Here is a 19,194-nt window from a genome sequence, read left to right on the forward strand (position 1 = left end):
TCTTTCTTATACCTAATCGTTGGTCACAGCCTCGATCTCGGCCAGCGAGGTCAGCCCACGCTTCACCTTCATCAAGCCGGCATGCCGCAAATCAATCATGCCCTCTTGCAAGGCAAGGTCGCTGATATCAATGGCAGTACCATTCTGCATGATCAGACGGGTCATGGCATCACTGATGGGCATGACCTCATAAATACCGGTACGTCCTTTATAGCCCGAGCCACGGCATTCGTCGCAGCCAACCGGACCGTATGGTTTCCAGCTGCCATCTAGTTCCTCCGGGCGGAAACCCGCCCGCAGCAATGCCGGTTCAGGAATATCTATTGGTGCCTTGCAGTGGTTGCACAAGCGCCTGGCCAGACGCTGGGCCATGATCAACAGTACCGAGCTGGCTACGTTGAATGGTGCCACACCCATATTCAGCAAACGGGTCAAGGTGGCTGGCGCATTATTGGTATGCAAGGTGGAAAACACCATATGACCGGTCTGCGCCGCCTTGATGGAGATGTCTGCCGTTTCGAAATCACGAATTTCACCCACCATGATGACGTCCGGATCCTGCCGGAGAAACGCTTTCAAAGCCGATGAGAAGGTAAGACCGGCCTTTTCGTTAACATTCACCTGGTTAATACCAGGCAAGTTGATTTCCACCGGATCTTCGGCCGTTGAAATATTGATATCCGGCTTGTTCAGAATATTAAGGCAAGTGTATAGCGAAACCGTCTTACCACTACCGGTAGGCCCGGTTACCAGCACCATACCGTATGGACGTGCGATAGCCTCGAGCAGCATTTTCTTCTGCTCCGGCTCAAAACCCAGCTGTTCGATATCCAGCGATGCGGCAGAAGCATCCAGAATACGCATCACGATCTTCTCGCCAAACAGGGTTGGCAAGGTGCTGACACGAAAATCAATTGAATGTGTCTTGGACAACACCAGCTTCAAACGGCCATCTTGTGGTACGCGCTTCTCGGAAATATCCAAGCGCGATATCACCTTGATGCGGGATGCTATTTTTTCTTTTAGCAGCAAAGGGGGCTGCGCAATCTCTTTCAGCTGGCCATCTACGCGATAGCGGATGCGGTAAAACTTTTCATAAGGCTCAAAATGGACATCGGATGCTCCACCGTTAATGGCATCCAGCAGAACCTTGTGAATGAATTTGACGACAGGGGCATCATCTACATCAGGCTGATTAGTTTCACTATGCGGCGTCGGCTCATCCGGATCAACGAACTCCAAATCACCAAACTCTTCGTTTTCCAACGCTTTGATGGCCGCCGTAGCATCTTCGGTGTACTTTCCAATCACTTTGGAAAGCTTGTCATCCTCAACTACCACGACTTCAACCGTCAGCCCGGTCTTGAAAGTAATCGCGTGAAATGCGGATGTCTGAGTCGGGTCGGACGTACCAATAAACAATTTATTGCCACGCTTGAACAAAGGAACCAGACGACGACTGCCAATCAGCTCATCGTCAACCAACCCCTTGGGCAGTTGAACGGGGTCGATGGCACTCATATCCAGCAAGGGGTAACCAAACACCCCCGATGCAAACGTGGCAACTTCCACTGCGGACATCTTCTTGCTGGCAATCAGTTGCTCAACAAAACTGATGCCAGATGCCTGCGCCTGACGCTGGATCGCCTCTGCATCCTGCAATAGCAATGCATTGTTCTGAACCAGCGCTCTTCCCAGACCAGATATCCCAGCAGAAGCTTCCATAACTCCCCTTCGCGACTAGACGCTACCAATCAAGCCATATGGCATGCTGGCATTATATGCGTTGCACGGGCAAAGTGGCAGGCCCCCTGGTCCGACCCGCTCACTATCCCGCCACTCCAGCAGAATAATGCAAAAAGGACTGCCGAAGCAGTCCTTTTCTTAAGTTTAACTCTCTAAACGAGAATTAGAACTTGTGCTGAACGCCAACAGCAACAGTGTGCTCGTTGGAGTACTTGTTATCGCTGGAATCACGATAGGTGTTTTGAACGTAGCCGTAGGAAGCGTAAGCAGTGGTACGCTTGCTCAGAGCATAGTCAGCACCCAGAACGTACTGGTTCAGGTGACCCTTGATATCGGAACCACCTTCAACCGAAGCACCCCATACGCGACCGTAGGAGAATTTCGGAGTGATTGCACCGATGGTGTAACCCAAGGTCAGACCAGCTTCTTTATGGGTAACAGCCGCAGAACCAACAGTGGTGGCACCAGCGAAGTTATTAGCAACAACGTCAGAAGACGCACCCAGCTTGGAATGGCCATAGTAAGCCGCAGCCAGGATGTTGTTGGCATTATAGCCACCTTCCAAACGCCAGTAGTTAGATGCCTTGTCAGTTGCAATAGCATTGGCGGTGCGAACGTAACCAAAAGTACCGAAGTAGCCAGAGTTGGTATAAGTTGCACCAACACTCCACTCGTTCTTCTTGTTGTTTACGTTGGTTTCATCAACACCATACTGAACGGCGCCGCTAAGACCTGCAACGAACTCGGGGATGTCGTAACGAACCGAGTTAGCGTAACGATTGTCCAGTTGGTTGATCGAGCTGTAGGACTGACCGTTAACACCTTGGTTGCCATAAATCCATGCATCCGGGGCACCAGCGTCGGAGTTCAGGAACGAGCTCAGCTTACCCAAACGAACTTTACCGAAAGCACCTTGCAGACCAACGAAAGAGTCGCGGCTTGCAAAGGTGTTGCTGTAGCCGTTACCGGAAGAGGAACCAGTGGTGCCGTCGATGTTCAGGCCTTGTTCAACTTGCCAGATAGCTTTCAGGCCGTTGCCCAGGTCTTCGTTACCCTTGAAACCGATCAGGGAACCGGTATCGTCAACACGGGTAATCGACTTCAGCTTGCCAGTGTTGTTGGCAGCGGAGTTCGCACCATAGGTCTTGCTGCTTTCCACGTCGGCTTCGATAGTGCCGTAAATGGTTACATCAGCCATTGCGTGAGCTACCGGCAGAGCGGCCAGAGCCAGGGCGATCAGCTTCTTGTTCATCGCTAATTCCTTTCGAAGTCAGTTAATGTAGTCCTGTTAGATTGCCTTACCAGCGCAGGGCACCCGGACATTTTTTCACCGCCGATTGATCGGCTGGTTGCTGGCTGAAATATAAAACGCCCGTTGCAAAAATACAAAACATCGCAGCAAATACGTGGCGACGGTCTAACACCCACAGCCGACACACAAACATCAACACATTGTTTTTATTGATTATTTTAAAAAAACAACCCTGAGAAACGGTTAAACCAAAAAAACAACAACCCCTGCAAAGTGTTGCAAAAATGCTAATAATGGACTGTTTTTGCCCACCCTCACATCACCTGACAACGCCCCATCATGTTCAACATCAATATATTCTGGTTCCGCCGCGACCTGAGGCTGGATGACAATGCTGCGCTATACCATGCACTGAAAGCCGGAAAACCGGTTCGCTGCCTGTTTGTTTTTGATCGTGAAATCCTCGATGGTCTTGCTGCAGATGACAGGCGGATTGACTTCATCTGGCAATCTGTTGTCGAGCTACGTCAGGAGCTGAATCGCATAGGCAGCGATTTGCATGTGGCACAAGGGCAAGCCAGTGATGTCGTTCAGGCACTGGCGCGACAGTGGCAGGCTGAGTCAGTGTTTGCCAACCGTGACTACGAACCTGCCGCACAGGTGCGTGATCTGCATGTCGCCGAGCAACTGGCACAACAGGGACGTCAACTGCACTTATTCAAGGATCAGGTCATCTTTGAAACAGATGAGGTTCTGACGACCACACGACGACCCTACACGGTATTCACACCGTATAAGAATGCATGGCTGAAAAAACTGGATGGCTTTTACATGCAAGCTTATCCAACGCTCCAATATCTGGAGCACATGGACAGGTGGAGCTCCTCCCCTACTCCATCACTGGAAGAGCTGGGATTTAAACCCGGCCTGGTGAGCCTGAAAGGCGGTAGTCATGCGGCACAGCATCTCTTTGCCGACTTTTGTCAGCGCATCACACACTACAAGGAATGGCGTGATTATCCGGCAACCAAAGGTGTGTCCTATCTTTCCACCCACTTGCGCTTTGGAACTATTTCAATCAGAAAACTGGTTCAGTTTGCCTGCATGCAAGGCGGAGAGGGGGCTGATTGCTGGCTGGGCGAGTTGATCTGGCGTGATTTTTATCAGCAGCTGATTTGGCACTTCCCCGTCGCGGCCGAACAGAGTTTCAAGGAAGAGTATCGCCAGCTTGCATTTGAGGATCGGGAAGAGTGGCTGGTTGCATGGCAGGAAGGACGGACAGGCTATCCGATTGTCGATGCGGCCATGCGCCAACTGAACCAGAGCGGCTACATGCATAACCGCTTACGCATGATTACAGCCAGTTTTCTGGTCAAGGATTTGCTGATTGACTGGCGCAAGGGTGAAGCGTATTTCGCCGCGAAGCTGCTGGATTTTGACTTGGCTGCCAACAATGGTGGCTGGCAATGGGCTGCATCAACGGGCTGCGATGCCCAACCATATTTCAGAATCTTCAACCCGGTCACCCAGTCCGCCAAGTTTGATCCTGATGGCAAGTTCATCCGTCGCTATGTACCCGAACTGGCCGAGTTCAACAACAAGGACATTCATGCTCCATGGTTGGCCAAAAATCCGCCCATGGGGTTTCAACTTGGCAGAGACTACCCGAAACCACTGGTTGATCATGCAGAACAGCGACAGAAAGCCTTGATGCTGTTTGGTAAGAATAAGGAGTAACAACCGCAAAAAGCGCCCTTTCGGGCGCTTTTCATTTACAACAATCGGGCGAACAACTCACTTCTTAGCCGGCGCTGGCTTGGCGGCTGGTGCCGCAGCCTTGCTGGAAGTTGTTGCCCCAGGAACAGGCACCGCACTGGCACCAGTAACACTGATGTCCTTCTTCAACTTTTCCAGTGTCTTGTCGCCGATACCGCTTACCTTCTTCAGGTCATCCACGGTCTTGAATGCACCATTCTTGGTGCGGTAATCGATAATGGCTTTGGCTTTTACCGGGCCGATACCATTGAGGGACTCCAGCTGCTGCTGGTTAGCCGTATTAATGTTAATAGCGGCCAGCGCAGAGGCACAGATAAAAAACATACCAACAATCAGCGCAAACAGTTTTTTCATGAAACGAGGCTCCTTACATTGATTGAAAACATTCCAGTCAATAACGATGCAACAGTAATTCCAGTACTACTTTGCTACCGATGTAAGCAAGCAACAAGGTCCCGAAGCCAGCCAGTGTCCAGCGTATGGCAATCTTCCCGCGCCATCCCTTGAAATGTCGACCCAAGAGCAAAGCAGCGAACAATAACCAGGAGATGACGGAAAAGACTGTCTTATGGCTCAGGGCAACTGCTTTGCCAAACACCTCTTCAGAAAAAACGATGCCGGTCAGCAGGGACACCGTCAGCAGCAGGAAGCCGATGCCGATTACCTGAAACATCATTTTTTCCAACGAGAGCAAAGGCGGAAGCTGTCGTACCAGCGATAACCAACGCTTGTCGTGCAGGGCTTTCTCGAGGAACAACATCAATACGGCCAGCAACGCTGCAATGGCAAACAGACTGTAAGCCACAATCGATACCAAAACATGCAGGGCGAAAGCCGGATTGCCAAGGTCATGGATGATGTGCTCACCCGGAAATACCAGCGAGAACACCAGTGTGAATACGGCCAATGGCATCATGAACAACTGCAGGCCCTCTACCCGGTAGAAAAAGCCGCATGTCCAGTAAATCACCAGCATCATCCAAACCACAACCGACAGGGCACGCCCCACTCCCAAAGAAAACATCACGCCTTCCGACAAAGGAGACACTACCGCATAGGCATGCACTAACAGCAAGAAACCCAGCGCGGTATGCTCCAGTTTCGGGTTACGCGGCAAACTGGCAACACCCTTCCAGTTACCGATGAAATGCCATGAGAGCCCGGCATAGGCCAGACTCAGCAGAATAGTCAGGGAAAAAAGAAACGCGGTCATGGTGTTAGCGCCATCATTTGCGGGCGTCAACCCGGCAGCTCGTGGTAAAATCGTAAGTTTGAAAGTCTACACCAACCTGTCCCTTGTTGGCAGACAGAAGGACTCAGCATGTTAGACAACCTGACCAACCGCCTGTCCGGCGTCATCAAGAACCTGCGCGGCAATGCCCGCCTGACCGAAACCAACATCCAGGATGCACTGCGGGAAGTCCGCATGGCATTGCTGGAAGCCGACGTCGCACTTCCTGTTGTGAAGGCATTCATTTCCCAGATCAAGGAACGTGCTCTGGGCCAGGAGGTCATGGGCAGCCTGACACCGGGGCAAGCCCTGGTCGGCGTGGTCAACGAAGAACTTGTCAAATTGATGGGGGAGAAAAACGACGCCCTCAACCTGGCAGCTGTTCCGCCAGCCATTGTACTGATGGCTGGTCTGCAAGGTGCTGGTAAAACCACAACCGTTGGCAAGCTGGCCAAACTGCTGAAAGAAACCCAGAAGAAGAAAGTTCTGGTGGTTTCCGCTGACGTTTACCGCCCCGCGGCCATCGAACAGCTGAAATTGCTGGCTGAACAGGTAGGTGTTGAGTGGTTCCCGTCCGATGGCAATCAAAAGCCGGTGGATATCGCTCGTGCCGCTGTCGATCACGCCAAGCGTCACTTTTTTGATGTGCTGATGGTGGATACTGCCGGTCGCCTGGCCATTGATGAAGCGATGATGGCCGAGATCAAGGCGGTACACGCCGCCATCAATCCGGTCGAAACGCTGTTTGTGGTGGATGCAATGCAAGGCCAGGATGCGGTCAATACTGCCCAGGCCTTTAATGAAGCCCTGCCACTGACCGGCGTCATCCTGACCAAGATGGATGGCGACTCGCGCGGTGGTGCGGCGCTGTCTGTACGTCATATCACAGGCAAGCCGATCAAGTTTATCGGCGTGGGCGAAAAAGTAAGTGGTCTTGAGCCCTTCCACCCGGATCGTATTGCCAGCCGTATTCTGGGCATGGGTGACGTGCTGTCCCTGATCGAAGAAGTCCAGAAAGGGATTGATCAGGACGAAGCCGCGGCCATGGCCAAGAAGCTGAAATCCGGCAAGGGCTTTGATCTGGAGGATTTCAAGGCCCAGATGCAGCAGATGAAAAAAATGGGCGGCATGTCCAATCTGCTGGAAAAAATGCCAGGTCAGCTTGGCCAGATGGCCAAGGGTATTCAGGGTGCGGAAGCTGAAAAATCCATGCGTCGTATCGAAGGCATCATCAACTCGATGACCATGGAAGAACGCCGCAAGCCGGAACTGCTGAAGGCCAGTCGCAAGCGTCGCATTGCGGCCGGTTCCGGCGTAACCGTGCAGGAAGTCAACCGGCTACTGAACCAGTTTGAGCAGACCCAAAAGATGATGAAACAGTTCTCTGCCAAGGGTGGACTGATGAAGATGATGCGTGGCATGAAAGGCATGATGCCGGGTATGTAAGCAAAACGGGTGCGAGTCACCCGTTTTTCTTGATGTGAAGGAAATGAATGCAGTTCGATGTTGTCGTGCTGACCAAGCAAACTCTGCTGGACCTGGATCTTACCGACTGGTATAGCAAACAGGTTCACCTGGAGGATGGACTAGTCCTCGATGCCCTGCAACGACAGGGGCTGCGGGTAACACGCAAAGCTTGGGATGACCCGGATTTTGACTGGAAACAAACAAGCAGCCTGCTGTTTCGCACCACTTGGGACTACTTTGACCGCTATGCGGAATTCCGCCCCTGGCTGAGCAAGGTGGCCAAGCAGACCACCCTGTTTAATGGTGCAGCACTGATAGACTGGAATATCGACAAACATTATCTGCGCTTCCTTGCAGAAAAAGGCATCAATGTGGTGAACACCCACTACATTGAAAAGGGTGATACACACACCTTGGCACAATGCCTGGCTGAGAGTGGCTGGACGGATGCCATTCTCAAACCAGTTGTATCAGGCTCTGCACGGCATACTTATCGTATTTCTCTCGATAATGCTCGGGAACTGGAATGCACTTTCGCTGAACTGGTGCAACAGGAAGCCTTGCTGTTACAGCCTTTCCAGCATGCCATTCTGGCCGAAGGCGAGGTATCGCTGATGGTAATTGACGGTCAGTTCAGCCATGCCATCCGCAAGACGCCAAAAACCGGCGACTTCCGGGTACAGGATGATCACGGCGGCAGCGTGCATGCGCATGCCGCCAGCACTGAAGAGCAGCAGTTTGCTGAACATGCTATTGCGGCGATTCCGTTTGATGTGCTTTATGCGCGTGTGGATATTGTGCGTGACAATGCTGGTCAGCTAGCGATCATGGAAGTTGAAATGATTGAACCGGAGCTTTTTTTCCGCTATCGGCCTGAAGCCGCCGATAGCCTGGCTAGCGGATTAGCACGCCGCTTGACCATGCTGTAAAACCGATTTGTTTTGTACTGAAACCTGCCGGCATGTCCGGCATACCACGTTTGGAAATACCTCGTCATGAATCTGAACCCGCTGATCGCCCTGAGTCCTCTGGATGGCCGTTACGCCGCCCAGGTTGAAGGCTTGCGCAACCTGTTCTCCGAATATGGCCTGATGAAATTCCGTATCAAGGTTGAACTGGAATGGCTGAAAATGCTGGCTGCCGAGCCGGGCATCGAGGAAGTGAAACCTTTCTCCGAAGCGACCATCCGCGAAATCGATGACGTCATTGCCAACTTCACCGTACAGCATGGTGAAGAGGTCAAGGCAATTGAAGCCCGCACCAACCATGACGTCAAGGCGATTGAATACTGGCTGAAAGAACGCCTCTCCGGCAATGCCGAAGTCATGGCTGCCAGCGAGTTCATTCACTTCGCCTGCACTTCCGAAGACATCAACAACCTGTCGCATGCCCTGATGCTGAAGACCGCACGTAATACCGTGGTATTGCCGGCACTGGATGAAGTGATTCACAAGCTGCAACAGCTGGCACACGAACTGGCTGACCTGCCCATGATGTGCCGTACCCATGGCCAACCCGCCACGCCGTCCACCATGGGCAAGGAACTGGCCAACACCGTTTATCGCCTGAAGCGCCAACGTGAACAACTGGTGTCGCAGGAAATCCTGGGCAAGATCAACGGTGCCGTTGGTAACTACAATGCGCATCTGGTGGCTTATCCGCAAATCGACTGGGAAAGCCTGTGCGGCCGCTTCGTCTCTGGACTGGGCCTCACCTTCAATCCCTACACCATCCAGATCGAGCCGCATGACTACATGGCCGAGCTGTACCAGGTGGTAGGCCGCGTCAATACCATCCTGATCGACCTGAACCGCGACATCTGGGGCTACATCTCGCTGGGCTACTTCAAGCAAAAAGTGAAGAAGGATGAAGTGGGCAGTTCGACCATGCCGCACAAGGTCAACCCGATCGACTTCGAAAACTCCGAAGGCAATCTGGGCATGGCCAATGCCATCCTGCAACACCTGGCTGAAAAGCTGCCGGTTTCCCGCTGGCAGCGTGACCTGACCGACTCCACTGTACTGCGCAATATGGGTGTTGGCTTTGGTTACACCATGCTGGGCTTCAAGGCCTGCCTAAAGGGCTTGAACAAGCTGGAAATCAACCCGGCAGCCATTACCGAAGAATTGGGTCGCAGCTGGGAATTGCTGGCCGAGCCAATCCAGACCGTGATGCGCCGCTACGGTGTACCCAACCCTTACGAGCAACTGAAAGAGCTGACCCGCGGCAAAGATGGCATTACTCGCGAAACGCTGTCCGCCTTCATCAAGGGATTGGAAATTCCGGAAGCTGAAAAGGCACGCCTGCTGGAACTGACCCCGATTGCCTACGTTGGCAAGGCTGCGGAACTGGCAAAGCGCATCTGATCATCCCCATCGGCCAAGCAAACCGCCTTCAATGAAGGCGGTTTTTTATTGTCTATTGTTGCCTTAGGCATGCATCAGAAAAAGAAATGGGCCATCTTCCAAAGAAGACGGCCCGAAAATATGACTCGAGGGAATACGTTCCTGAACAGCAAACTGAACGTAATTGGTGTGCTTGCGCACATACAAGAAAAGACCACTCTGTTGAGTGGTCTTTTCTTGAAAACTTGGTTGCGGGGGCAGGATTCGAACCTACGACCTTCGGGTTATGAGCCCGACGAGCTACCAGACTGCTCCACCCCGCGTCAGAGAAATGAATAGTACCTGCTATTTATCAAAGCGTCAAGTTTTCGTCCGCAAAAAGCAAACGCCTGCAAGTGCAGGCGCCGCCATCAGTACATGCATTACTTGATATTGCTTTCAGCCTTGGCTTTGGCAATGACGTCATTGAGCACTTCGATCAGACGCTCCGGAGCAGCAGGGGACAGCGCATACTTGCCATTCACAACAATGGTAGGCGTTCCTTCGATGTTGTAGGCGCGAGTGATCTGGCTGGCGCGCGCGACCTGACTGTTGATACCGAAGGAGTTATAGGTTTGCATGAACTTGGCCAGGTTCACACCAGGCTGTTTTTTCAGCCAGTCATTCAGCACCGAAGGATCGGCCAGATTGATTTTTTGCTGCATCACCGCATCGAAAACCGGCGCATTCAGCTTCCCCATATAACCAGTCACGTTCAGCGTGGCAAACAGGCGGGCAAAACCTTCCATCGGCTTTTGCCAAACAATCTGTTCACGACGGAAATCGACATAGCCCGGTTTTTTCTTTTCCCAGGCGGTAATCAGCGGATCCAGATGAAAGCAATGGATGCAGGTGTAGGAGAAAAACTCAATCACCTCAACCTTCTTGGGATTCGCCACCGGCTGCGGCTTGGCCATCAGCACATAATCCTTGCCCAGCTCGGAAGCTGCATTGGCAAAACCACTGACCAGCAACAAGGTCATCAACAACCATTTGTTCATTTTTGTCCTCTAGACGTTTATTTGACTCACTCTGCCTTGACGACGGCAGCATTGATACCATCTTGCTTCAACTGGGCGCGCAAGCGATCTATATCTTCAGGCTTGCTCAAGGGGCCGATACGGACACGATGGACCATGCCCTTGTCAGGAATCGTAACAGACTGGATTTTGGCTTCGACACCAAGCAAGGCGAGCTTGGCCTTGAGGTTGTCGGCCTCATTTTCATTCTGAAAAGAGCCCAGTTGCAGGAAGACCTTTTTGGCTGCTGCAGCAGCAGAAGGTTCCCGGTCTTTACTCGCAGCCTTGCCATCGGCAGGCACGGCATCCACCTGGCCCGGCAGGATTTTGTAAAAATCAAAACGTTGCTCATCCTTACCCGTAGTGGCCGGAGCAGCGGTAGCCGGTTTGCTCTTGGTGCTTGCCACAGGCGCTGTACTTGTTGCGGCAGGTTGCTCCGCAGGCATAGGAGGCGGTACCGGCTGTTCAAGCTTCACCGGCGCAGATGCCACAGGCGCGGGTTGATTCGCTTGTACATCGGCAATCTTGGTGCCTGGTTCCAAAAGCTCGGTCGATGGCGCCGAAGCGGTGGAACCGGCTTTCCGATCCAGCTTTTCCAGATTGGAAAATGGCGTTGCGGAACGATTCAGATACATGGCCAGGCCAACTGCAACAACAACCCCCACGATCAGGCCGATGACAATTCCCGCTACCAATCCGCCCCCCCCACTCTTGCGACCAGGGCGTCCTCGCCCGGAAGTGCTGGAACGAGAAGAATTCTTCACATCACGATTTGCCATGTACTACTACCATTTCCATACAATCAATCGGTACATTATCTATTAAAACCAGACGAAAATATATTTACCGTATCACGCAGCAAAACCACTCCTTCTTAATTGAATGGCTTGCAGCATATGATGTCGCTCCAGTTTCACTTTTCCTTCCAAATCCGCCACCGTACGTGCGATACGTAAAATCCGGTGATAACTTCTGGCAGACAGCCCCAACTTCTCAAGAGCGCCTGCCAGCAATGCCAGCGCTGCCGGGTCGGCAGCAGCATATTGCTCGAGCGCAAGGCCCGACAAGCGGGAATTACTGCATCCCTGGCGCTGCAACTGAACATTACGCGCCTGCTGAACCCTGATACGCACCAGATCGCTTGCCTCCCCTGCCTCTGCACTGGTCAATTCATCTGCCTTGAGGGCGGGAACCTGCACATGCATGTCGATCCGGTCCAGCAGCGGGCCTGACAACTTGCCGACATAGCGCGCAATTTGTTCCGGAGTACATTGACACCGGCCTGATGATTGGCCCAGATAGCCGCAAGGACAGGGATTCATGGCGGCAACCAGTTGAAAGTCGGCAGGGAAAGTGGCTTGCCGGCTGGCGCGCGAAATATGGATTACCTTGGACTCCAAAGGTTCACGTAATACTTCCAATACCTTGCGATCGAACTCAGGCAACTCATCCAGAAACAACACGCCATGATGCGCCAGGCTGATTTCACCCGGCCGGGGGTCTGAACCGCCGCCAACCAGCGCAACGGCGGATGCAGTATGGTGCGGTGCCCTGAAGGGCCTTTGCCGCCACTGCTCCAGTAAAAAGCCCTGACTGCCGAGTGACTGAACCGAGGCAGCTTCCAACGCCTCTTCCTCATTCATCGTTGGTAGAATGCCCGGCAAACGCGATGCCAGCATCGACTTCCCCGTGCCCGGCGGACCAACCAGCAACAGACTATGCCCACCTGCGGCTGCGATCTCCAGCGCATAACGCGCAGCACCCTGACCTTTTACATCGGCCAAATCCGGATAAACGGGACGGGAGTCAGTCTGGTTGACGGTAATGGGCAAACACAGCTGGGTGCCATTCAGGTGTGCACAGACTTGCAGCAAGCTATCCACTGCATAAACCTGATCGGCCAGCACGAGCACAGCCTCTTGTGCGCAGTCCCGCGGCAGCATGAAGGCACGGCCTGCACGACGGGTTTGACATGCCATGGCCAGGGCACCGCGCACTGAGCGCAGTTGGCCGCTCAGTGCCAGCTCGCCGGCAAATTCATAGTCAGCTAGATGTGGGCATTGTATCTGGCCAGCAGCAACCAGAATGCCAATGGCAATGGGAAGGTCGAAACGGCCTGAGTCCTTGGGCAGATCAGCCGGTGCCAGATTGACCGTAATGCGACGCGCGGGGAATTCAAAGCCGGAATTGAGAATGGCTGCGCGGACACGGTCCCGGCTTTCTTTCACTTCGGTGTCGGGCAAGCCGACGATGGTGAATTGCGGAAGTCCATTGGCCAGATGGACTTCAACGGCAACTTCCGGGGCATGCAGCCCCGCCAGGGCACGGCTCGCAACTACGGCCAGAGCCATTGTACTCAGGAATGTCCCAGTTCGGCCTGGGCTTCGGTCTTGGCCTGGGCCTCCTCAGGGAAAACCTGGGCTTCAAGCTTGGCCAGGCGGGCCTCCAAGGCAGTAAGTTTTTCACGGGTACGTATCAGTACTTCCTGCTGCACATCGAACTCTTCACGCGTGACCAGATCCATGCGGGAGAAAGTGGATGCCATCATGGCCTTGATGTTCTTCTCGATGTCCTTGGCCGGACTGGCTGCGATGGTATCGCTGATCTTGCTGCTGATTTCTTCAAAAATCTTCTGACTCAACATCTTGGTGCTCCTTTGCAGGTAATCGATAGTCCGTTTCGAGTGTAGCAAAATCCGTTCGGCACTGCAGCGCAGCGAGCAACGCACCAATTGAGTGCAGAGGCTCAATCATAAATGCTCTGCCTTGGTGCTGACAGTCATTCATGCTCAGCAATTACAGATTTAATCGCGGAAAACACTTAGGTAACAGCAAGATAAAAAGCTGGCACGGTTTATGCACTAGTGTTTCTCAGTAACGCAAGCAACTAACCGGGTCCACCGAAAAGGAGTGAACATGAAACTGGTCACCGCCGTGATCAAGCCCTTCAAGCTTGATGAAGTACGTGAAGCGCTATCCGCCATTGGCGTGCAAGGCATTACCGTCACGGAAGTCAAAGGATTTGGCCGTCAAAAGGGTCATACCGAACTGTATCGTGGTGCCGAATATGTCGTGGACTTCCTGCCCAAGGTCAAGCTGGAAATTGCCATTGATGACAGTCTGCTCGACCAGGTCGTCGAGGCCATCGAAAAATCGGCTCGCACCGGCAAGATTGGCGATGGCAAGATTTTCGTCTTCGATCTTGAACAAATCGTGCGGATCCGGACCGGGGAAACCGGTACCGACGCGGTTTAAGTCACGCTATAGCCATACAGGGGAAATCACATGAAGAAGAAACTTGCTGCCTTGGGTGCCGGCCTGCTGTCGCTGGCCCTGCCCGTTCTGGCTGATGCACCGGCAGGTCCGGCCATGGCGGACTTCAAGGTCATCAACTCCGGCGACACTGCCTGGATGCTGACCTCCACCGCACTGGTGCTGTTCATGACCATTCCGGGCCTGGCCCTGTTCTACGGCGGCATGGTCCGCAAAAAGAACGTACTGGCCACACTAATGCAAAGCTTTGCCATCACCGCACTGGTGACCGTGCTGTGGGCCATCGTTGGCTACAGCCTGGCCTTTACTGTTGGCAATCCCTACCTGGGTGACCTGAGCCGTGTCTTCCTGGATGGCATGGACTACATTGCCGATACCAAGAAAGTAGCGGTTCACCCGGCTGCAGGCACCATTCCGGAATCGGTGTTCATGATGTTCCAGATGACCTTTGCCATCATTACCCCGGCACTGATCACCGGCGCATTTGCTGAGCGGATGAAATTCTCTGCCCTGCTGATCTTTACTGCACTGTGGTCCCTGCTGGTTTATGTACCGGTTGCCCACTGGGTATGGGGTCCGGGCGGCTGGATGAGCGGCCAGGGCGTGCTGGACTTTGCTGGCGGCACCGTGGTGCACATCAATGCAGGTATTGCCGGTCTGATCTGTGCGCTGGTAATGGGCAAGCGTGTGGGTTTTGGCAAGGAAGCCATGCCGCCGCATAACCTGATCCTGACCCTGATTGGTGCTTCCATGCTGTGGGTAGGTTGGTTCGGCTTCAATGCCGGCTCTGCAGGTGCTGCTGATGGTCGTGCCGGCATGGCCATGGTGACCACTCAGGTTGCAACCGGCCTGGCTGCACTGGCCTGGACTTTTGCTGAGTGGATTCACAAGAAAAAGCCGTCGGTACTGGGCATTGCTTCCGGTGCGGTAGCTGGCCTGGTTGCCATCACTCCGGCAGCTGGTTTCGTGGATGTGAAAGGTGCCTTGATTATTGGTGCAGTGGCAGGCGTGGTTTGCTTCTGGGGCGCCACCGGCCTGAAACACATGCTGGGCTACGATGACTCGCTGGATGCTTTTGGTGTGCATGGCGTTGGCGGTATCGTTGGTGCCCTGCTGACCGGTGTATTCGCAGTGAAGAGCATTGGTGGTTCCGAAGGTAGCCTGGCGACTCAGGCAATCGGTGTGGGTGTGACCGTGGTGTACTGCGCCATCATCACCTTCATCCTGCTGAAAATCATTGATGTGGTTGTTGGCCTGCGTGTGGCTGAAGACGAAGAACGCGAAGGTCTGGATGTGGTTCTGCACGGCGAGCGTGTGGAGTAATAAGCAGCCAACACCATCTACAAGTTGTGGTAAGGGACTTCGGGGCGCTTCGGCGCCCTTTTTTTATGTCCTTGGCAAACAGGCATGAAAAAAAGCACCGAGATGAATCGGTGCTTTCTGGCTTGGAAAAAATAGCTGTGTTACAGACCGGCGTCAGCGCGCAGCGCTTCCACCTTGTCGGTGCGCTCCCAGGTGAATTCCGGCTCTTCACGGCCGAAGTGGCCGTAAGCGGCGGTCTTGCCGTAGATCGGACGCAGCAGGTCCAGCATCTGGATGATGCCTTTCGGACGCAGGTCGAAGTGCTTCTTCACCAGTTCCACGATCTTTTCATTCGGAATCTTGTTGGTGCCGAAGGTATCGACTGCAATCGAGGTAGGCTCGGCCACGCCGATGGCGTAGGAAACCTGGATCTGGCACTGACGGGCGAGGCCGGCAGCGACGATGTTCTTGGCCACATAACGACCAGCATAGGCGGCAGAGCGGTCTACCTTGGACGGGTCCTTGCCGGAGAAGGCGCCACCACCGTGCGGGGCGGCACCACCGTAGGTGTCGACAATGATCTTGCGACCGGTCAGGCCGCAATCGCCCATCGGGCCGCCAATCACAAAGCGGCCAGTCGGGTTCACCAGATACTTGGTTTCAGCAGTCAGCATTTCCGGCGGCAGGACCGGCTTGATGATGTCTTCAATCACCGCTTCGGTCAGCGTCTTGTGGTCGATGTCCGGGCTGTGCTGGGTGGACAGCACCACGGTGTCGATGCGCTTGGGCAGGCCGGTTTCACCATCGTAGACGCAGGTGATCTGGCTCTTGGCATCCGGACGCAGCCACGGCAGGCGGCCATCCTTGCGCAGTTCGGCCTGCCGCTGTACCAGACGATGGGCGTAGTAGATGGGGAAAGGCATCAGCGTCGGGGTTTCGTCGCAGGCATAGCCAAACATCAGGCCCTGGTCGCCAGCGCCCTGGTTCAGGTCCAGGCCTTCGCCTTCGTTCACGCCCTGGGCGATGTCTTGCGATTGCTTGTCGTAGCAGGCCATGACGGCGCAGCCATGGTAGTCGAAACCCAGCTCGGAGTTGTCGTAACCGATGCGCTTGATGGTCTCGCGTGCAATCTTGATGTAGTCGACATTGGCCGAGGTGGTAATTTCACCAGCCAGTACCACCAGGCCGGTGTTGACCAGGGTTTCGGCTGCTACGCGAGCGTATTTGTCTTCGCGCAGGATGGCATCGAGGATGGCATCGGAGATTTGGTCGGCTACTTTGTCCGGATGGCCTTCCGATACCGATTCCGACGTAAACAGATATTCGCTCATTTGTTTGTTGATTCCCGAATAAAGCAAAACAGTGTGATGATAAAATAGGCCGCTTTACGATCACCACTGACTAAACCATGTCCAAGCTGGTCCAACTCGTGTTGTCCTTGCTGGCGCGTTTGCCGCTGTCGTGGCTGCAATGTCTCGGCGCCATTCTGGGGCGGCTTACTTACCTTTCATCCCCGCGCTATGCAGAGCGGATGAGAAGTAATCTGGCGTCGAGTAAAATCTGTGAAAATTATCAGGTTTTACAAGGACTAGTCAAACAATCCGCACTGGAAACCGGTAAAGGTGCATTGGAATTGTCAATAGCCTGGTGCCGGGAGCCGGAAGACATTGCCGCGCTGGTAAAAGACTGTCATGGCTGGGAGCATGTTGAACGTGCCTTGCAGGCCGGTCACGGTATTGTTTTTGTCACCCCGCACCTTGGCAGCTATGACATTGCCGGCCGTTACATCAGCTCGCGCCTGCCCTTTCCGTTGACTGCCATGTACCGGCCGCCAAAGCTTGCCTGGCTGGAACCGGTGATGCAGGCAGGCCGCGCGCGCGGCAAGGGCAAGACCGCACCGGCCACCGGGGCCGGTGTGCGTATTCTGATGAAGGCGCTGAAGTCGGGCGAAGCCACCATCATTTTGCCCGATCAGGTTCCTGGCAACGGGGAAGGGGTATGGGCAGCTTTTTTTGGCAAACCGGCTTACACCATGAGCCTGGTACCGCGCCTGGCGCAGGTTAGCGGTGTGGAAGTGCTGTTTTTTGTTGGCGAGCGCCTGCCACGTGGCGAGGGCTTCGTCGTGCATATCGAAGCCATGTCCCAGCCATTCAGTGGTGACAAGGATGCCGATTGCGCGCTGCTAAACCGGACCGTGGAAGACATGATCCGCCGCTTCCCCAGCCAGTACCTGTGGAGCTACAACCGTTACAAATGCCCGGCGGGCGTCACGCCGCCGGACCATCAGCAAGGAAACCCATGAAGATTGTTTTTGCCCTGTTATGGCTGATTCGCCTGCTGCCCATGTGGGCGATTGGTTCACTGGCGGATGGAATTGGATTGGTGGCCTATCACCTGGCAGCTGACCGTCGCAAGGTAGGCCTCACCAACTTGCGCATTTGTTTCCCTGACATGAGCGAGGCTGAACGCAAGCGGCTGATCAAGGCCAATTTTGGCTACATGATCCGCCTGGCACTGGAATACGGTGTTGCCTGGTGGAGCTCTGCCGAGCGCATCCGCAAGCTGGTTACCATCAAGAATCTGCACATCGTGGAGGAGCTGCGCGCCAAGGGAGAGGATGTGATCCTGTTCTATCCCCACTTTGTCGGCTTCGAGATGTGTGTTTTTGCGCTGAACCAGGTGCTGCCGCTGGTGAGCGTTTATTCGCAACAGAAGAATGACACGCTGGATGCCCAGATCTACGCTGGCCGTCAGCGCTACAACAATTGCTATATCGTGCCGCGTAATGAAGGCTTGCGCTCCATCATCAAGGCCATGCGCAAGGAACACACGCCTTTCCTCTACCTGCCTGATCAGGACTTTGGCGCGCGCGACTCGGTGTTCGTGAAATTCTTCGAGAAGGATGCCGCGACGATTACCGGCCTGTCACGCATCAGCAAGCTGGCCAAGGCGCACGTGGTTCCCTTGATCGCGCGCCGTGTTGGCAATCGCTTCGAGCTGGAATTTTATCCGGCATGGGAAAACTACCCGACCGATGATGTAGTAACTGATACACGGCGCATGAATGCCTTTCTGGAAGAGCGGATCCGTGAGATACCTGCCCAATACTTCTGGCTGCACAAACGCTTCAAAAGCCGCCCAGAAGGTGAACAGCGCATTTATTGAATGCCATGCCTGTAACAAGAAAACCCGGCCCCGTGCCGGGTTTTTTCTTGTCCGTTGCAATTGGAAAGCCCGCAGATAAGGATCAATCCGACCTGAAGGGTTCTTTGACATCCCAACGTAGCCCGCCTGCACTCCCCTGCTACCCTGCACTGCCATGCCCGGCGACTGCAAACCCAGTCGCTACCTGCAAGCAATCCTTTGTCCTGAACAGGCAATGACAAGCCATGAAAAAACCCAGCCGAAGCCGGGTTTTCTTTGCAAGCCTTACTGCTTAGTGGCTGCGCTTCTTCCAGAACATCTGATAGACAAAACCGGGAAACGCAAACACTACAAACAAGGCAGCTGTCGTGACATAGAACTGCCAGTGCTGCTGCTGAACCGGCATCTGCTTGGTCTCGAGAAAACGCGCAAACAGCCCGACCAGCAGAAACAGCACCGCCATTTCCAGCAAACGCCAACCGAAATGCTTGTTGGCAAGCGGGAGCACACCAGCCAGACGCGAGGTCAGGAAGGGCAGGTTTGCCGCCAGGAAGGCGACGATCAGCAAGGTAGCAACACTGGCTTGCATGTACAGGGCTTT

18 protein-coding genes and 1 tRNA gene are annotated in these 19,194 nt (G+C 54.0%); 8 read left to right on the forward strand and 11 right to left on the reverse strand.

Features of this window, described 5'->3' with window-relative positions:
- Positions 1-12: 12 nt before the first annotated feature.
- Complete coding sequence (pilB, locus tag HWX34_RS04365; RefSeq protein ID WP_178971154.1) at positions 13-1,725, reverse strand: type IV-A pilus assembly ATPase PilB; 1,713 nt, start codon at positions 1,723-1,725, stop codon at positions 13-15.
- A 184-nt stretch (positions 1,726-1,909) separates the two neighbouring features.
- Positions 1,910-2,998: a porin gene (locus tag HWX34_RS04370; protein ID WP_178971155.1), complete on the reverse strand. Its 1,089-nt coding sequence runs from the start codon at positions 2,996-2,998 to the stop codon at positions 1,910-1,912.
- A gap of 339 nt (positions 2,999-3,337) precedes the next feature.
- Here HWX34_RS04370 and HWX34_RS04375 point away from each other — a divergent pair, with 339 nt between their 5' ends.
- Positions 3,338-4,735 carry a deoxyribodipyrimidine photo-lyase gene (locus HWX34_RS04375; RefSeq protein WP_178971156.1) on the forward strand — a complete coding sequence of 466 codons (1,398 nt, stop codon included), beginning with the start codon at positions 3,338-3,340 and terminating at the stop codon, positions 4,733-4,735.
- Between the two features lie 57 nt (positions 4,736-4,792).
- On the opposite strand, the gene HWX34_RS04380 is transcribed toward HWX34_RS04375, so the two are convergent.
- Complete coding sequence (locus HWX34_RS04380; protein ID WP_178971157.1) at positions 4,793-5,128, reverse strand: ComEA family DNA-binding protein; 336 nt, start codon at positions 5,126-5,128, stop codon at positions 4,793-4,795.
- Between the two features lie 37 nt (positions 5,129-5,165).
- Positions 5,166-5,987, reverse strand: coding sequence for an inner membrane protein YpjD (locus tag HWX34_RS04385; protein WP_062786365.1), 822 nt, complete (start codon positions 5,985-5,987; stop codon positions 5,166-5,168).
- A 108-nt stretch (positions 5,988-6,095) separates the two neighbouring features.
- Here HWX34_RS04385 and ffh point away from each other — a divergent pair, with 108 nt between their 5' ends.
- From ffh to purB, 3 genes are all read left to right on the forward strand, one after another.
- A complete protein-coding gene (gene ffh, locus HWX34_RS04390) occupies positions 6,096-7,451 on the forward strand; it encodes a signal recognition particle protein (RefSeq protein WP_178971158.1) in 1,356 nt (451 codons plus the stop codon).
- A 47-nt stretch (positions 7,452-7,498) separates the two neighbouring features.
- Entirely contained in the window at positions 7,499-8,401 is a 903-nt protein-coding gene (locus tag HWX34_RS04395; RefSeq protein ID WP_178971159.1) for a RimK family alpha-L-glutamate ligase, read from the forward strand.
- 66 nt (positions 8,402-8,467) lie between these two features.
- Positions 8,468-9,838 (forward strand): adenylosuccinate lyase, encoded by a 1,371-nt coding sequence (gene purB / locus HWX34_RS04400; protein WP_178971160.1) that lies wholly within the window; start codon positions 8,468-8,470, stop codon positions 9,836-9,838.
- A gap of 225 nt (positions 9,839-10,063) precedes the next feature.
- Here purB and HWX34_RS04405 read toward each other — a convergent pair.
- The 5 genes from HWX34_RS04405 to HWX34_RS04425 all read right to left on the reverse strand — a co-directional run bounded on the left by HWX34_RS04405 (position 10,064) and on the right by HWX34_RS04425 (position 13,519).
- Positions 10,064-10,140: transfer RNA gene (locus tag HWX34_RS04405), tRNA-Met, on the reverse strand.
- 99 nt (positions 10,141-10,239) lie between these two features.
- Entirely contained in the window at positions 10,240-10,857 is a 618-nt protein-coding gene (locus tag HWX34_RS04410) for a thiol:disulfide interchange protein DsbA/DsbL (RefSeq protein WP_178971161.1), read from the reverse strand.
- Between the two features lie 26 nt (positions 10,858-10,883).
- Complete coding sequence (locus HWX34_RS04415; RefSeq protein WP_178971162.1) at positions 10,884-11,654, reverse strand: SPOR domain-containing protein; 771 nt, start codon at positions 11,652-11,654, stop codon at positions 10,884-10,886.
- A 72-nt stretch (positions 11,655-11,726) separates the two neighbouring features.
- Entirely contained in the window at positions 11,727-13,226 is a 1,500-nt protein-coding gene (locus HWX34_RS04420) for a YifB family Mg chelatase-like AAA ATPase (protein ID WP_178971163.1), read from the reverse strand.
- Between the two features lie 5 nt (positions 13,227-13,231).
- A complete protein-coding gene (locus tag HWX34_RS04425; RefSeq protein ID WP_178971164.1) occupies positions 13,232-13,519 on the reverse strand; it encodes an accessory factor UbiK family protein in 288 nt (95 codons plus the stop codon).
- 271 nt (positions 13,520-13,790) lie between these two features.
- Here HWX34_RS04425 and glnK point away from each other — a divergent pair, with 271 nt between their 5' ends.
- Together glnK and HWX34_RS04435 are read left to right on the forward strand one after the other, a co-directional pair.
- On the forward strand, positions 13,791-14,129 hold the full coding sequence (gene glnK, locus HWX34_RS04430; protein WP_045845429.1) for a P-II family nitrogen regulator: 339 nt from the start codon (positions 13,791-13,793) through the stop codon (positions 14,127-14,129).
- A 30-nt stretch (positions 14,130-14,159) separates the two neighbouring features.
- The gene (locus HWX34_RS04435) at positions 14,160-15,470 is read left to right on the forward strand and encodes an ammonium transporter (protein ID WP_178971165.1); all 1,311 of its coding nucleotides are present in this window, start codon (positions 14,160-14,162) and stop codon (positions 15,468-15,470) included.
- A 140-nt stretch (positions 15,471-15,610) separates the two neighbouring features.
- On the opposite strand, the gene metK is transcribed toward HWX34_RS04435, so the two are convergent.
- Positions 15,611-16,780 carry a methionine adenosyltransferase gene (metK, locus tag HWX34_RS04440; protein WP_178971166.1) on the reverse strand — a complete coding sequence of 390 codons (1,170 nt, stop codon included), beginning with the start codon at positions 16,778-16,780 and terminating at the stop codon, positions 15,611-15,613.
- 77 nt (positions 16,781-16,857) lie between these two features.
- Here metK and HWX34_RS04445 point away from each other — a divergent pair, with 77 nt between their 5' ends.
- Positions 16,858-17,751, forward strand: coding sequence for a lysophospholipid acyltransferase family protein (locus HWX34_RS04445; protein WP_178971167.1), 894 nt, complete (start codon positions 16,858-16,860; stop codon positions 17,749-17,751).
- Positions 17,748-18,614: a lipid A biosynthesis lauroyl acyltransferase gene (locus tag HWX34_RS04450; protein WP_178971168.1), complete on the forward strand. Its 867-nt coding sequence runs from the start codon at positions 17,748-17,750 to the stop codon at positions 18,612-18,614. Before HWX34_RS04445 ends, HWX34_RS04450 begins: the two co-directional genes overlap by 4 nt.
- 271 nt (positions 18,615-18,885) lie before the next feature.
- Here HWX34_RS04450 and HWX34_RS04455 read toward each other — a convergent pair whose 3' ends face one another.
- Positions 18,886-19,182 carry a DUF2818 family protein gene (locus HWX34_RS04455; protein ID WP_178971169.1) on the reverse strand — a complete coding sequence of 99 codons (297 nt, stop codon included), beginning with the start codon at positions 19,180-19,182 and terminating at the stop codon, positions 18,886-18,888.
- Positions 19,183-19,194 lie beyond the last annotated feature (12 nt).

It is taken from the genome of Aquitalea sp. LB_tupeE (assembly GCF_013391415.1).
GTDB lineage: Bacteria > Pseudomonadota > Gammaproteobacteria > Burkholderiales > Chromobacteriaceae > Aquitalea.

Coding starts and splice junctions, on each gene's coding strand:
- pilB (WP_178971154.1), bottom strand. CDS start 1,725: ATGGAAGCTTCTGCTGGGATATCTGGTCTGGGAAGAGCGCTGGTTCAG.
- HWX34_RS04370 (WP_178971155.1), bottom strand. CDS start 2,998: ATGAACAAGAAGCTGATCGCCCTGGCTCTGGCCGCTCTGCCGGTAGCT.
- HWX34_RS04375 (WP_178971156.1), top strand. CDS start 3,338: ATGTTCAACATCAATATATTCTGGTTCCGCCGCGACCTGAGGCTGGAT.
- HWX34_RS04380 (WP_178971157.1), bottom strand. CDS start 5,128: ATGAAAAAACTGTTTGCGCTGATTGTTGGTATGTTTTTTATCTGTGCC.
- HWX34_RS04385 (WP_062786365.1), bottom strand. CDS start 5,987: ATGACCGCGTTTCTTTTTTCCCTGACTATTCTGCTGAGTCTGGCCTAT.
- ffh (WP_178971158.1), top strand. CDS start 6,096: ATGTTAGACAACCTGACCAACCGCCTGTCCGGCGTCATCAAGAACCTG.
- HWX34_RS04395 (WP_178971159.1), top strand. CDS start 7,499: ATGCAGTTCGATGTTGTCGTGCTGACCAAGCAAACTCTGCTGGACCTG.
- purB (WP_178971160.1), top strand. CDS start 8,468: ATGAATCTGAACCCGCTGATCGCCCTGAGTCCTCTGGATGGCCGTTAC.
- HWX34_RS04410 (WP_178971161.1), bottom strand. CDS start 10,857: ATGAACAAATGGTTGTTGATGACCTTGTTGCTGGTCAGTGGTTTTGCC.
- HWX34_RS04415 (WP_178971162.1), bottom strand. CDS start 11,654: ATGGCAAATCGTGATGTGAAGAATTCTTCTCGTTCCAGCACTTCCGGG.
- HWX34_RS04420 (WP_178971163.1), bottom strand. CDS start 13,226: ATGGCTCTGGCCGTAGTTGCGAGCCGTGCCCTGGCGGGGCTGCATGCC.
- HWX34_RS04425 (WP_178971164.1), bottom strand. CDS start 13,519: ATGTTGAGTCAGAAGATTTTTGAAGAAATCAGCAGCAAGATCAGCGAT.
- glnK (WP_045845429.1), top strand. CDS start 13,791: ATGAAACTGGTCACCGCCGTGATCAAGCCCTTCAAGCTTGATGAAGTA.
- HWX34_RS04435 (WP_178971165.1), top strand. CDS start 14,160: ATGAAGAAGAAACTTGCTGCCTTGGGTGCCGGCCTGCTGTCGCTGGCC.
- metK (WP_178971166.1), bottom strand. CDS start 16,780: ATGAGCGAATATCTGTTTACGTCGGAATCGGTATCGGAAGGCCATCCG.
- HWX34_RS04445 (WP_178971167.1), top strand. CDS start 16,858: ATGTCCAAGCTGGTCCAACTCGTGTTGTCCTTGCTGGCGCGTTTGCCG.
- HWX34_RS04450 (WP_178971168.1), top strand. CDS start 17,748: ATGAAGATTGTTTTTGCCCTGTTATGGCTGATTCGCCTGCTGCCCATG.
- HWX34_RS04455 (WP_178971169.1), bottom strand. CDS start 19,182: ATGCAAGCCAGTGTTGCTACCTTGCTGATCGTCGCCTTCCTGGCGGCA.